Source organism: Bacillus sp. z33 (assembly GCF_058313615.1).
Map to the genome: position 1 here is coordinate 111,266 of NZ_JBZFQN010000001.1, position 13,786 is coordinate 125,051.

At 37.5% G+C, this 13,786-nt stretch carries 13 protein-coding genes; 9 read left to right on the forward strand and 4 right to left on the reverse strand.

What is annotated here, in order from left to right; all coding sequences use genetic code 11:
• Positions 1 to 182: 182 nt before the first annotated feature.
• The 3 genes from parE (at position 183) to AC4G3L_RS00600 (ending at position 5,490) form a co-directional block, all read left to right on the forward strand.
• Positions 183 to 2,141 (forward strand): DNA topoisomerase IV subunit B, encoded by a 1,959-nt coding sequence (parE, locus tag AC4G3L_RS00590; protein ID WP_491076212.1) that lies wholly within the window; start codon positions 183 to 185, stop codon positions 2,139 to 2,141.
• A complete protein-coding gene (parC, locus tag AC4G3L_RS00595) occupies positions 2,138 to 4,573 on the forward strand; it encodes a DNA topoisomerase IV subunit A (protein ID WP_491075039.1) in 2,436 nt (811 codons plus the stop codon). Before parE ends, parC begins: the two co-directional genes overlap by 4 nt.
• Before the next feature lie 110 nt (positions 4,574 to 4,683).
• Complete coding sequence (locus AC4G3L_RS00600) at positions 4,684 to 5,490, forward strand: YybI family spore inner coat protein (protein WP_491075040.1); 807 nt, start codon at positions 4,684 to 4,686, stop codon at positions 5,488 to 5,490.
• A 135-nt stretch (positions 5,491 to 5,625) separates the two neighbouring features.
• Here the strand turns inward: AC4G3L_RS00600 and AC4G3L_RS00605 are convergent, their stop codons facing one another.
• Both AC4G3L_RS00605 and AC4G3L_RS00610 read right to left on the reverse strand, forming a co-directional pair.
• Positions 5,626 to 5,976 carry a DUF4260 domain-containing protein gene (locus tag AC4G3L_RS00605; RefSeq protein ID WP_491075041.1) on the reverse strand — a complete coding sequence of 117 codons (351 nt, stop codon included), beginning with the start codon at positions 5,974 to 5,976 and terminating at the stop codon, positions 5,626 to 5,628.
• On the reverse strand, positions 5,976 to 6,401 hold the full coding sequence (locus AC4G3L_RS00610; RefSeq protein WP_491075042.1) for a MerR family transcriptional regulator: 426 nt from the start codon (positions 6,399 to 6,401) through the stop codon (positions 5,976 to 5,978). Before AC4G3L_RS00610 ends, AC4G3L_RS00605 begins: the two co-directional genes overlap by 1 nt.
• A gap of 386 nt (positions 6,402 to 6,787) precedes the next feature.
• On the opposite strand from AC4G3L_RS00610, the gene AC4G3L_RS00615 reads away from it, so the two are divergent.
• Entirely contained in the window at positions 6,788 to 6,940 is a 153-nt protein-coding gene (locus AC4G3L_RS00615; RefSeq protein ID WP_491075043.1) for a hypothetical protein, read from the forward strand.
• Between the two features lie 129 nt (positions 6,941 to 7,069).
• On the opposite strand, the gene AC4G3L_RS00620 is transcribed toward AC4G3L_RS00615, so the two are convergent.
• Complete coding sequence (locus AC4G3L_RS00620) at positions 7,070 to 7,900, reverse strand: SDR family oxidoreductase (protein ID WP_491075044.1); 831 nt, start codon at positions 7,898 to 7,900, stop codon at positions 7,070 to 7,072.
• A 46-nt stretch (positions 7,901 to 7,946) separates the two neighbouring features.
• The gene (locus AC4G3L_RS00625) at positions 7,947 to 8,774 is read right to left on the reverse strand and encodes an SDR family NAD(P)-dependent oxidoreductase (protein ID WP_491075045.1); all 828 of its coding nucleotides are present in this window, start codon (positions 8,772 to 8,774) and stop codon (positions 7,947 to 7,949) included.
• 67 nt (positions 8,775 to 8,841) lie between these two features.
• On the opposite strand from AC4G3L_RS00625, the gene AC4G3L_RS00630 reads away from it, so the two are divergent.
• From AC4G3L_RS00630 to AC4G3L_RS00650, 5 genes are all read left to right on the forward strand, one after another.
• Positions 8,842 to 9,510, forward strand: coding sequence for a TetR/AcrR family transcriptional regulator (locus AC4G3L_RS00630; protein WP_491075046.1), 669 nt, complete (start codon positions 8,842 to 8,844; stop codon positions 9,508 to 9,510).
• Positions 9,511 to 9,926: 416 nt separating this feature from the next.
• Positions 9,927 to 10,379, forward strand: coding sequence for a DUF1648 domain-containing protein (locus AC4G3L_RS00635; protein WP_491075047.1), 453 nt, complete (start codon positions 9,927 to 9,929; stop codon positions 10,377 to 10,379).
• A gap of 274 nt (positions 10,380 to 10,653) precedes the next feature.
• On the forward strand, positions 10,654 to 11,625 hold the full coding sequence (locus AC4G3L_RS00640; RefSeq protein ID WP_491075048.1) for an NAD(P)H-dependent flavin oxidoreductase: 972 nt from the start codon (positions 10,654 to 10,656) through the stop codon (positions 11,623 to 11,625).
• 956 nt (positions 11,626 to 12,581) lie between these two features.
• Positions 12,582 to 13,085, forward strand: a complete 504-nt coding sequence (locus AC4G3L_RS00645; RefSeq protein WP_491075049.1) for a GNAT family N-acetyltransferase — start codon at positions 12,582 to 12,584, stop codon at positions 13,083 to 13,085.
• 110 nt (positions 13,086 to 13,195) lie between these two features.
• Complete coding sequence (locus AC4G3L_RS00650) at positions 13,196 to 13,690, forward strand: GNAT family N-acetyltransferase (RefSeq protein WP_491075050.1); 495 nt, start codon at positions 13,196 to 13,198, stop codon at positions 13,688 to 13,690.
• Positions 13,691 to 13,786: the final 96 nt, after the last annotated feature.

Sequence of the window (13,786 nt, forward strand, 5' to 3'; positions counted from 1 at the left end):
ATACATACTATTTATGAAAACTTTATTTGCGAAACGAAAAATAATCTGTAAAAATAGAGCAATAGAGCGTATAGGTGAATGTTTATATAACAAAGAACATTTGTTCTTGTTTTGAAATATGTATATAATAGAAGTTGTAACGTATAGAGAGGGGTACATAAGTGGCAAAGAAAGTAAAAACTATAGATTATAACGAAGATGCCATCCAAGTACTTGAAGGATTGGAAGCTGTCCGAAAACGGCCGGGTATGTATATCGGCAGCACAGATACTCGAGGCTTGCATCATCTCGTTTTTGAAATTGTAGATAATTCCGTGGATGAAGTGTTAGCTGGCCACGGTGACGAAATTATTGTAAAGATTCATAAAGATAACAGTATTAGTGTAATGGATAAAGGAAGAGGAATGCCTACCGGTATGCACAAAATGGGTAAGCCGACTCCTGAGGTCATTTTAACAATCCTTCATGCAGGCGGTAAATTTGGTCAGGGTGGATATAAGACTAGCGGGGGTTTGCATGGTGTTGGAGCCTCTGTCGTAAATGCCCTTTCTGAATGGCTTGTTGTCACTATTAAGCGTGATGGCTTTATTTATGAACAGCGATTTGAAAATGGCGGAAAACCTGTAACGACATTAGAGAAGATTGGTAAAACCAATCAAACAGGTACAACGATTCATTTTAAACCTGATCAAAGCATTTTCTCTACAATTGTTTATAACCGTGAAACCTTAAGTGAGCGTTTACGTGAATCCGCTTTTTTACTTAAAGGGTTAAAAATTGAATTACTTGACTTACGTTCAGATGAAAAAGAAGTTTTCCATTATGAGAATGGTATCGAAGCATTTGTTGCCTATTTAAACGAAGAAAAGGATACCTTGCATCCGGTTGTTAGCTTTGAAGGGACTCAGTCCGATATTGAAGTCGAATTTGCTTTTCAATTCAATGACGGATATTCCGAAAATATATTGTCATTTGTCAATAATGTAAGAACCAAAGATGGCGGTACCCATGAAGTAGGAATGAAAACAGCCGTTACCCGTGCCTTTAATGAATATGCCCGAAAATCCGGATTGCTGAAAGAAAAGGATAAAAACTTAGATGGTTCAGATATTCGTGAAGGACTGGCTGCTATTATTTCTGTAAGAATACCTGAAGAATTATTACAATTCGAGGGACAGACAAAGAGTAAATTAGGCAGCAGTGAGGCGCGTTCTGCGGTTGATTCCGTAATATCAGATAAATTATCCTATTATTTGATGGAAAATGCTGATATAGCCACTTTGTTGGTCCGTAAATCAGTTAAAGCAGCTCAGGCAAGAGAAGCGGCCCGGAAAGCAAGGGAAGATGCACGCGGTGGGAAAAAGCGTAAAAAATCAGATGCACTTCTTTCTGGTAAGCTGACACCAGCGCAATCGAGAAATCCCATGAAGAATGAATTGTACCTAGTCGAAGGGGATTCTGCCGGAGGCTCAGCTAAACAGGGACGTGACAGAAGGTTTCAGGCTGTTTTGCCTTTGCGCGGTAAAGTTATTAATACAGAAAAAGCAAAACTTGAGGATATCTTTAAGAATGAAGAAATAAACACGATTATCCATGCCATTGGCGGTGGGGTAGGAGCAGATTTTTCTGTTGAGGATATCAATTACGATAAAGTTGTTATTATGACAGATGCTGATACAGATGGCGCTCATATTCAAGTGTTATTGCTTACCTTCTTTTATCGATATATGAAACCATTAATTGAACATGGTAAAATTTTCATCGCCCTCCCTCCTTTATATAAAGTTAGTAGAGGAGCAGGTAAACGTGAGGTAATTGAGTATGCCTGGGATGACGATGAATTAGAAGGTACAATTAAAAAAGTTGGAAAAGGATACATGCTCCAAAGATACAAAGGTCTTGGAGAGATGAACGCGGACCAGCTGTGGGAAACGACTATGGATCCGGAACAACGTACGTTAATTCGTGTTCGCATTGATGATGCAGCACGGGCAGAGCGCAGGATTACGACGTTAATGGGAGATAAAGTAGAACCAAGACGTAAGTGGATTGAGGCCAATGTTGCTTTTGGATTAGAAGAAGATGGTAATATCTTAGAGAATGAGAACTTAACGGTTGCTGATGAGGAGGAAGTATTATGACACCAGCAGAAAAATTTCGCGATCTACCTCTTGAAGATGTGATTGGCGACCGCTTCGGCCGATACAGTAAATATATTATTCAAGACAGGGCATTACCGGACGCGCGAGATGGATTAAAACCGGTCCAACGAAGAATCCTTTATGCTATGCATTCGGATGGTAATACCAATGATAAACCCTACAGAAAGTCAGCAAAGACAGTCGGTCTGGTAATCGGTAACTTCCATCCGCATGGTGACTCATCTGTATATGAAGCGATGGTCAGAATGAGCCAGGATTGGAAACTCCGTCGTGAATTGATTCAAATGCACGGGAATAACGGTAGTATAGATGGAGATCCGCCAGCCGCGATGCGTTATACGGAGGCGCGATTATCCTCAATTGCCGGCCAGCTTTTACGGGATATAGATAAGAAAACAGTCGATTTTGTACCAAACTTTGATGATACAGCTGAAGAGCCAATTGTACTTCCGGCTAAATTTCCGAATTTGCTTGTGAATGGTTCAACTGGAATCTCAGCTGGTTACGCTACTGAGATTCCGCCGCATAATCTTAGCGAGATTGTTGATGCTACCATCATGCGAATCGATAATCCTGATTGTACGGTGGATGATTTAATGACTGCAGTAAAAGGACCTGATTTTCCAACTGGCGGCATTATCCAGGGGGCGGATGGAATTAAAAAAGCCTACGAGACAGGAAAAGGCAAAATTGTAATCCGCAGTAAAACTACTATTGAAACCTTACGAGGCGGCAGACAGCAAATTACGATTACAGAGCTGCCATTTGATGTAAACAAAGCGAATCTTGTAAAAAAAATTGATGAATTACGGCTTGATCGTAAACTAGAGGGTATTTCTGAGGTAAGGGATGAAACAGATCGTACAGGGTTACGAGTTGTTATTGAACTAAAAAAAGAAGTAGATTCCGACGTCATTCTTCAATATTTATTTAAAAATACTGACTTGCAAATTACATATAATTTCAATATGGTTGCCATTCATAAAAAACGCCCGCAACTCATGGGCATTAAAGCTATGCTGGATGCTTATATTGATCACCGGCGTGAAGTGATTACAAGGCGTTCGGAATTTGAATTGGCAAAAGCCCGTGATCGTCAGCATATCGTTGAAGGACTTATCAAAATGATTTCCATTCTTGATCAGGTAATCGCAACGATCCGAGCATCTCTTGATAAAAAAGATGCTAAGGAAAACCTGGTGAAGGAATACGCATTCACAGAGGAACAAGCTGAAGCAATTGTTTCTCTTCAGCTCTACCGACTAACGAATACGGATATTACGGCATTAGAAAATGAAGCTGAAGAACTTCGTAAAAAAATTGAAGAACTGACAGCCATCCTAGGTAGTGAAAAGAAATTAATGTCAGTTATTAAAAAAGAACTGAAAGAAGTTAAAAAGGAGTTTGCAGATTCACGTCGTTCTATCATAGAAGATAAAATTGAAGAGATTAAGATAAATCTTGATGTTCTCATTCCAAGCGAAGATGTCGTTGTTACGGTCACGAAAGAAGGCTATATCAAACGGACAAGCTTACGGTCATATGCTGCATCAGGTGGACAGGATTATGGAATGAAGGAAGGAGACAGACTCCTTCATAAGCTGGATATAAATACAACGGATACTTTATTATTATTTACGGATAAAGGCAGTTATATTTACTGTCCGGTTCATTTACTTCCTGACGTCAGATGGAAGGATACGGGGCAACATATCAGTAATATCGTACCGCTTGAAAAGAATCAAAATTTATTGAAAGCTATTCCGATTTCTGATTTTGAAAAAGAAGCGTACTTATTATTTGTTACGAAAAACGGAATGGTTAAGAAGTCCGAACTGTCATTATACAAGGCAACCAGATACTCTAAACCTTTAACAGCTATTAATCTTAAGGGAGATGATCAGGTTGTGGATATCCATCAAACGGATGGAAATCATTCCATCTTCCTGGCTACTTCTATTGGGTATGGATTAATGTTCCCGGAAAGTGAAATACCAACAGTTGGAGCACGTGCATCCGGTGTTAAAGGCATAAATCTAAAAGACGACGATTATATTGTCGCAGGTAAAGTTTTTGTTGAAACTGAGTCTTCTATGATTGCGCTAATTACACAGAGGGGCGCTATTAAGAAAATGAAACGAAGTGAGTTTGAAATGACTTCCCGTGCAAAACGAGGAGTTATCATGCTGAGAGAGTTGAAGAAAAACCCACATCGAGTTGCAGGTATAGAATTTGTCAACGATCTTGATACACTAGTGATCCTATCGGAAAAAGGCATGATAGAAGAAATTCCATCTTTCCAATTACGACCTAGCGACCGCTATTCAAATGGTTCGTTCTTTATGGATGAAGGCGAAAATGGCCCAATCGTTGAAACATGGGTGACAACTCCAGAAATGCCCAAATCGTAACGACTAATAATCTATTTGAAAAGCTGTAAGCAGTTTTGTACTGTTTACAGCTTTTTTTTGGTTTATTATAGATGAATTATCTTAGTGTTATGCATAAAAAGGCTTATTTCATGGCATTCTATAATGAATTAATCCTTTATCTGGGAGCTGATAAACATATGAAAAAAGGGATGAATCTTTTTTTGATTTTCGGTATTTTAGGATGTTTACTGCAACAGCCTATATCCATTAATGCCGCAAAAATAGACAAAAAGGGTCGGGAAGTGGAACTTGGAACTTACAAAATTGATGTAACAGGAGACGGGATGAAGGATCATATCTATTTGTATGGTATTCCTTTTGATCAGGCTACTAAATATTATAAAGAATTTAAGTTGGTTGTAAAAACAAAACAGGGCAGTAAGAAGCAAACTATTCCAGGTGGATTTAAACCTTCCGTCAACTTTCTCGATCTGAATGGAGACAATACACTTGAAGTCGTGATGGAGATTCCAACTGGCGGAAGCGGAGGAGTTAATGATTATTATGCTTTTTGCATTTATAATTATAATATTGAACAAATCGACCTCCCTGACACCCTTAATATCAATGGATCTTTTAAAAATAACTACCAAGCTATTTTGATGATCCCAGAAGTTAATCGATCCTATACGATTGATTTAAAGAATCATAAAAAGAAATATGATAAGCTCGGCGTTTATCGAAAAGGGATATTAAGTGAACCATCGGAAACACTCGTAAGTGAATATAAATTGATAAAAGTAAAAGATATTGATCAAGATGGACATAAAGAACTTGTTTGTATACAGCAAGTATCTGGAGCATCGGTTGTTGACCGAATAGCTGCAGTTCAATCCAGCTGGGTATATAAAGAGGAAAAATGGATATTGAAAGATGTAAAAGTAGTGCCTAACTAAGTATAAGTTAATGGTTAGAGGGATTTTTAGTAATTTTTCTTAATTTCACCTAAAAAGAGACAGCTATTTGCTGTCTCCGTTGTTTAACTAGAGCACCATATTGTTAAAGTACATTCATATACAAAATTATTTCCATTAAAGTTTGTGTATATGAGTGATGTTAAAAGAATCTTCATATTTCAATCCAAAACCCAATAATCTATCCATAAATATATGAGAGATCCAGATGATGGATACTATAAGTAAATAATCTCTTGGAAAGTAAAAGTAACTTAAAAAGAAAAGTAGAGGTGCAATAAAACTGTGTCCAATATTATAAATAATTGCACCTATTTTTTTATTAATCGCATAACCAATCATTGTAATATCAGGAACAAATAAGAGGACAAAAAACAACCATATCGGAAAGTTTAGATATAAGTAAATATAATAAGAAACTGCAAAGGCAAATCCATTTTCTATACGAACTATCTTATTAATAGTCATTATATATTCCTCTTATCACTACTTTTGAAGAGTTCAAACATCAATTCCTCAACAACTTCTTTATTTTCTGTATATTTATCTTCATTGATCAGCTCTTTAACGTTTTTCAATAATTTTGATGCTTGTTCATAAAACCGAATTTTTTCCTCGATTTTTCTTATTTTTTGCTCAATTAGTGATACTGTTGAATTGTTACAATCTGTGGATATTGGTTCGCCTTTTAATATAAGCAATTGTTGAATCTCTATTATGGTAAAACCCAGCTGCTTTAATACGATGATAAGCTGTAGTTGCTTTTCACTATCTTCATCATATTCTCGATAACCATTGTCTCGCCTTTTAGGTTTCAATATATCCTCTTTCTCATAATAACGAATAGTATCCGTTTGAATTTGATATTTCTTAGCAAAATCTTTGATTTGCATATTAACCACCCCCAATACAACCATAACATTGGAGTAATGTCTAAGGTCAACAGTCTATATATAAATTGTTTGAAAAAGAGTCATTTATGTATCCTTTCCATTTTCTCTTCCACTAACCTGGATCTTAGTTAAAGAAGCAGTCATAATTTCGAGGATACCAAAATAGATGTTCATTTTTATTCATCAGTAACTATCAATGCATAAACAACCTTTTCTATTGTTGTAGAAATAAATCTCTTTTGTAATTTTTATTCCAAAATATAGGAGAGGAATAGTAAAGGTAGAACGATTATTTTGTCCCATTAAGGAAATGTTAGAAAAGATATCTTCAATCATGAACTAATCCTACAAAAAGTTGATACAAGTTTGATCGAGGAGGAATGCTGATGGAGTCATATGATAACCTAAAAGCTGCCGAAAAGGGTGTTTGGCTTAGTATTTTCACATATATTATTTTATCTATTTCTAAATCGGTGATTGGTTATTTTGGCAATTCCGAAGCACTGCTTGCTGCTGGATTAAATAATTCAACATCCTAAACCCTGTCCTTCTAGCAAAAATGGTCACTATACAATTGATTTTTATCGTTATAATGCTGGGGTAACAGGTTCATGATAATGAAAAAATGCTCCCGTGAAAGCTAGTTATAGGTACGGGAGCTTCTATAGTCAATTATTGAAATAGTGCTCCTGTTCGAGGTCTGGGATTAGTCCAAGTTGCACAGGCTTCCATTTTAAGAGTTCCTGAGTTGCAGTGCTTGATATTGGGATATCGAGTGCTGCAAGTGTGCCAAGGAAGCCAAAGTGGTCGTTTACCTCTTCGCGTGAAATACTGACTACTGGAACGTTCAATTGTTGTCCGATGACTCTTGCGATGTCATAAAAGGGTACCCCTTCATCTGCCACCCCATTTAGTCTTGAACCGGCGGGGGCTTTTTCTAAGGCGAGACGATATAGATGTGCTGCGTCAAGTCGGTGAACAGCCGGCCAGCGATTGGTTCCCGCTTCCACATAGGCTGAGAAGCCCTTTGTTTTGGCAATATGGATTAACTTAGGCACAAATCCTGTGTCACCCTCACCATGTACTGAAGGACAAAGCTCGACAATCGATGTTCGCACTCCGCGTTCAGCCAGTGATAACATTACATTTTCTGCTGCCAATCCGTTGTTATGGGTGGTGATTACGAACGGTTTATCGGACCCTTCCAAAGCTGAACCCATCGCTTCGACGGCGTGCAGATCCGCTGTGAGTGCCCCGTCAAAATTCGAAAAGTCGTGATTGAATGCTAGATGAATCACACCATCCGCAGCAGCTGCACCACTGCGAAGACTGTTAAGATCGTCGATATCGCCGCGGTGACTATCGACCCCAACCTCTTTTAGCTTCGCGGCACTATTGTCTGAGCGTGCAAGACCGACGACCTGATGCCCGGCGTTTATGAGTTCGCGGATGACGGCGGAACCGATGTACCCGGTTGCTCCTGTTACGAAAACACGCATTATGCTTCCCCCCTTATCTTGCTAATGGTTATTTTATAGACGTTAATTACCAAGCAATGGCACCATCTTCATCAGAGAATGTCCCTGTTGGACCATCCGCATCAAGCATCGCAAGTCGGACTGCTTCACGTGCTCCTTGTTCGACACTGCGAGAGCCAGAAAAATTATTGAGTGCAGTTGAGGTATGTCCAGGACATGCAGCATTGACCTTGATATTTGACGATTCAAGTGCGAAAGCGAAGGCAAGTGTCACCGCATGAACAGCTGATTTTGAGGCTGAATAGGCTCCAAACATCGCACGATGCGAATTCTCCGGAAGGGAATTCCAACTAAGGGAGCCGCCAGTGCTGCCCATGTTGACGATCCGACCTGCTGGAGCTTCACGTAAAAGTGGCAACATGGCCTGTGTAACAGCAATGACTCCAAAAACATTCGTTTCATAAACTGCACGAATGTCTTCGAGTGAAGCAATAGTCATAAGACCGCTTGCCGCGCCACCGCTCGGAAACGGATCGCCAGGTTTTCCTGCATGTGAGATGCCTGCATTGTTCACGAGTACGTCGAGACGACCAAATTCGCTCCGAATACGTTCTGCTGCAGCAAAGATGGAATCCTGATTTGTAACGTCGAGCTGGAGAGCATGTGCATCCGTTCCAATGTTAGCTGAGGCCGACTTTCCGTTCTCTAGGCTACGTGATCCGATAAGCACGGTATAATTGTGTGCCGCCAGATCCTTCGCAATTTGTAACCCTATTCCTTTGTTGGCTCCGGTAATCAATGCTACAGGTTTGTTCTGCAAGATTTTAATCTCCTTTATATTTGGAATACTATCTATAAATTTCCCAGCGAATGTGGGATAATTATAGTAAACCACACAATTACGGAACTGTAAAGTTCCGAAACTAATAAGTTTTATAAAATGTTTAAAAGGGGTTAAATGTATGAAGAAAATAAAGATAGAAACATCCGAGCAAAGCCAAGTAGCTGAGGTATTGGCAGAGAAGCCTGCACAAAAATTAGGACGTAAGCGCGATCACACACGGGACGAGAAAATTCTTGAAGCGGCGATAGACATTCTTGCGGATGCGGGATTCGATGGTATGACAATGGACATGGTTGCAGCTCAAGCAAAGGCCGGAAAAGCAACAGTATACCGCCGATGGTCTTCTAAGGCAGAGTTAGTCCAGGAAGCGTTGACCTGGATGAACCGAAGTCATCTGGAGTTGGAGCATTTGCCTGATACAGGTACATTACGTGGTGATCTTCTTGCCCTTTTAAAGCCGCAATCGATCGAAGAAGGAGAGAAAAAGCTTCGAGTCATTATGGGGCTAGGATCTTTTTTGCAGCAGATGGAATTGTCTGAGGGGGGTGGTATCGGAATTTTTGATTCTTGGGACACCCTGAATCGTGAACTCATTCAACGATCTGTAGTTCGTGGCGAATTACCCGCTCATGCGGATGTTGAGATGGCTTGCCAGGTTATTGTTTCCATGGCTGCTTTTCGTGGACTTGTTCAACACCAGCCGTTCGACAAGGATTTCTACGCAACTCTAATTGACAGTATTCTGCTGCCTGCTCTCAAGAACCCTCAAACAGTTTCTCATAATTGAGACTAATTAGAGGTAATTGTGCCTGGTATTGAACCTTGATTGGCTTCTAGCCTTTCAAGGTTTTTTTACTTCATATTCATAAAAAAATCTCCTCAAAGAAGAAGTGACATTAATCTTTCAAATAGTTCATCCAACAACATATTTTAAATTTGAAAGAAGGAGAAAAACAAGGATATGAATTGTAGTTAGGTTGTGAAACTATCTACTTAAAAGGTACGGGTACGATTGCCAAATAATTCAAATGCTTTTTTACTATCAAATCAGATTAGCGGAAGAAGGATTTAATAGTATCGTAACGAATAAATACTATATACATAGTTGGAAGTTTTTTAGTTGACGTCATTGTAAAGGAGGTAAATAGCATATTAAATTCTTGGGAAAGACCTAAAATAAAAATAGGAAAAACGAAGAGTGAATTGGTTTGGGATCTTATTGGCTATACATTCTATTTAGGATCAATCATCTTTTTAATATTCAATTGGCAGGCACTACCTGCTAAAGTGCCAGTACATTTTAATGCTCTGGGTGAAGTTGATCGTTGGGGTTCAAAAATAGAACTTTTAATTTTACCTGTTTTGGGTGTCTTTGTGGCAGGTTTAATGCATTTATTTGAAAAGTATCCAGAGACACATAATTATCCAGAACAAATTAATGATGAAAATGCCGAAGAATTTTATTTGATAAGTAGAAAAACAATGAATCAGTTAAAAAATATTTGCCTTATCGTCTTTGCTTTGATTTCATTTGAGTCAATTACAATTGCTTTAGGCTGGGAGAACCAATTAGGCATATGGCTCATCCCCATTATAATAGGAAGTGTGGCTATTCCTATCGTATATGGAGTAATCAAACAAAAAAAGATTATATAGCTTACCGGAAAATATAACTTTATATTTTCTCGTGATATATTATTTAAAAGTAATGGGGCGTTGATCCTAAATAAGGATTAATGCCTTTTTCTATTGAAATCTTTATAGTAATAAGGAACAGGTTACCGGAAGAAGTCCTTTTCAAATAATGTCTTCCTAATAATCAACTGTGATTGTAGAAGATGCTTTTGTTTAGACTAATTGAAATTTGCTGATAAAACCTTAGTAAGTTAACATAATGTAAGAAGAGATATAAACTTTAGAGGTGAAAAATATGAATACAAAAACAAACAAAAGAGTAGAGGCCATCTTAGGAATAAAATATCCAGTTATTCAAGCACCAATGAATTGGCTTACAAACGCTAAATTTGTTGCTGCTGTTTCTGAAGCTGGTGGATTAGGAGTCTTAGGATTTAATGCGGGTCCACTTGCAAAAGATGAAAACGTATCTATAGAGGAAAGACTTAGAAGTGAGATTAGAGAAATTAAAAAGTTAACGGATAAACCATTCGGCATTAATGTGTATTCTCCCGAAGAAGGTATGGAGACAGATGTTTTTATAAGTTCAACACTTGATGTTGCTTTTGAAGAAGATGTCAAAATCTTTGTAGCGGTAGGTGAAGTTAATAGAAACTTTTTTAAAGAAATAAAAAATCGTGGTGGTATTATAATTTTCAGAGAGTTAACGCCATCGGTTGTTTCTGCAAAAATCGCAGAAGAGAGTGGTGTTGATATTATCGTGGCTACAGGATACGACGAGGGAGGTCATATCCCACAACGACCAATTGGTACTTTCTCAATCGTACCAACAATTGTAGATGTTGTTGACATCCCGGTTATTGCTGCAGGTGGAATTAATGATATTCGTGGGGTACGAGCTGCTTTCGCACTTGGAGCTGAAGGAGTCTTTGTAGGAACTCGTTTTATTGTATCTGAAGAGAATCCTGCTTCTGAGGAGGCTAAACAAGACATTATCAATTCTAAAGCAGAAGATTTATTACTTGTTTCAGGTCTACAGCGTTCTACTCCTACTAAATCAGCGGTGGAGTTGGCGCATATGTATAATAGTGGGAAATCTACAGGTGAAGTTGAACAAGAGATTAATAAGCGCGGCGGTCTTCGTATAGGAATGCTTGATGGAAAAATTTCAGAAGGTATTATTTCTGTAAATACAGCGATTGATACGGTTAAAGAAAAGAAAACAGTTAAAGGAATTGTAGATGAATTAATGGCTGATTTCCAATAAAATAATAGTTGGGGCTGGGATATAACCAGCCTCTAAATAAAATGAAATTGAGCGGTCAATTTCATTATATTTCATTTATAGATCCTTTTAGAACACCCTGGCTTTAGGTGTTTATCCTTAATGTTTTATTGGAAGTTTATTTAGTACAGTTTATATGGAGCTGTGAACGGTAGCTTCTTTTCTCATGCAGGCAAATGAGGTAACTGTATGAAATTAGATTTATAACTAGTGTAGCAATGATGTTTGGGGATGAAATTGAAATTACTTGTTCAGAGACTTTTTTAATATAAACTCGGAGATGAAAAGAATTGCTATTCCTGAGAATAAAATAGTGCCTGAACTAGAAATGAACTCTCTTCCTTTATATTGCTCAAAATAAAAGTTTATTAATAGAATCACGCCCCAATATAAAAACGTTATATAATAAGCCCAATTCGTCGCCTCTTTATTAGAATTCTTATCTTCTTTGAAAAACACGATCTCACTCCTTTTTCATACCAATCAACTAAACTTTACATTTTTTGAACGATAAGTTCAACTACTCAAAATAACTGAGACATTAACCCCAAGAAGAATTAATGCTCTTTTCCTTTGGACTTCTGATGATGGAAATGAGGAGCTTTGTAGAAAAAGGGTTATCATAAAGAGAAGTCGAATATATTTTAAGAAGATAAATTTGTTGTTTCGAGTAGGTGATCCATATATGTCAAAATATATTAGTATCTTCTCATTATCAGTTTTTGTAAGCTTTATCCTTTATTTTATATTTGGGTACATATTAATGAGTAACGCTGATTCGGTAGAGTGGGCAGTATACACGGTAGGAGTAATCATCATTATTCTTCTTTCGTTTTTAATTGCTCTAATATACTATGTGATAGATTTGATTAAGCAGAAAAGGTGATTCGCTTTAGCAGGAATATAGTGAAGCGATAAAAGGGTAAGGGGAATGAATGATGAAAATACGTATTCTAAATGCGTCTGATGCTCAGGTGTACCAAGAAGTACGATTAAGTGCATTAAAAATCAACCCAGAAGCATTTGGTTCAACATATGAGAGAGAAGCGGAATTTTCACCAGAATTAGTTGCAGAACGATTAGAACCTGTTAAGGATCGATTTGTCCTAGGTGCTTTTAATGAAAACAACTCGTTAGTTGGAATAGTTACTTTTATGCGTGAGTTCAGTCTCAAAACCAGTCACAAAGGAAATATTTTCGGGATGTTTGTAGTACCAGAAGCTAGAGGAAAGGGTTTAGGAAAATCGCTACTAGTTGAACTAATAAAGAAAGCGAAGAATTGTGATGGATTGGAGCAAATTCACTTGACGGTTGTATCTGAAAACATCTCAGCCAAGAAACTATATAAGTCATTGGGATTCGAGGTCTATGGTGTAGAAAAAAATGCTTTAAAATTTAATGGGCAGTATTTTGATGAGGATATGCTAGTTTTAACTATCTAATTATTAAGCTAAGAGGGACAATGGTAGAAGATTTTTTTTAAGAGGAATGGTTAGTTGAAGATCAGCTAACAATTTTTCTGTGTAGTATTAAAACAATGAGGTGGTAAATTTTGATACATGTAAAAAGTTTGGAACTTAGTCAGCATGATTTAGATTTTTTAACGGATATGATGTATGAATCTATTTATATACCTGAAAATAAGCCGCCTAAAGAAGAACTGTTAAATTTACCACATATCAAAAAATATAGTGAGCGATGGGGACGAAAAGGTGATAGAGCAATAATAGGTTTTGAGGATAATATTCCTGTTGGTGCAGCCTGGTATCGATTATTTAAAGAAGATCAAAAGGGATACGGATATGTTGACGATAAGACTCCTGAACTAGGTATAGCTGTTATTAATAAAGTAAGAGGTAAGGGGATCGGTAATCTGCTTATGGAAAAGTTATTTGAAACAGCTTATAGAGATGGTTATACATCATTATCTTTGAGTGTTGACCCTAACAACATTCAGGCAGTGCAACTTTATAAGAAACTAGGATTTGAACGATCTGGTTTATCAGGAACATCCTGGACAATGATATATAACATACCATTCAGTTAGATATCAACAACTAATTGAGGCGTTGATCCAGTAGGAATTAATACTTTTTCAGTTGAACTGTAATGCTAGTAAAGAAACGTTAGTTTAACAAGTTTT

What these genes read in the sequence shown, in the direction of transcription:
- AC4G3L_RS00620 (WP_491075044.1), bottom strand. Translation starts at nt 7,900, where the DNA reads ATGCGTGTTTTCGTAACAGGAGCAACCGGGTACATCGGTTCCGCCGTC.
- AC4G3L_RS00600 (WP_491075040.1), top strand. Translation starts at nt 4,684, where the DNA reads ATGGCATTCTATAATGAATTAATCCTTTATCTGGGAGCTGATAAACAT.
- AC4G3L_RS00640 (WP_491075048.1), top strand. Translation starts at nt 10,654, where the DNA reads ATGAATACAAAAACAAACAAAAGAGTAGAGGCCATCTTAGGAATAAAA.
- AC4G3L_RS00630 (WP_491075046.1), top strand. Translation starts at nt 8,842, where the DNA reads ATGAAGAAAATAAAGATAGAAACATCCGAGCAAAGCCAAGTAGCTGAG.
- AC4G3L_RS00605 (WP_491075041.1), bottom strand. Translation starts at nt 5,976, where the DNA reads ATGACTATTAATAAGATAGTTCGTATAGAAAATGGATTTGCCTTTGCA.
- AC4G3L_RS00615 (WP_491075043.1), top strand. Translation starts at nt 6,788, where the DNA reads ATGGAGTCATATGATAACCTAAAAGCTGCCGAAAAGGGTGTTTGGCTT.
- AC4G3L_RS00645 (WP_491075049.1), top strand. Translation starts at nt 12,582, where the DNA reads ATGAAAATACGTATTCTAAATGCGTCTGATGCTCAGGTGTACCAAGAA.
- AC4G3L_RS00610 (WP_491075042.1), bottom strand. Translation starts at nt 6,401, where the DNA reads ATGCAAATCAAAGATTTTGCTAAGAAATATCAAATTCAAACGGATACT.
- parC (WP_491075039.1), top strand. Translation starts at nt 2,138, where the DNA reads ATGACACCAGCAGAAAAATTTCGCGATCTACCTCTTGAAGATGTGATT.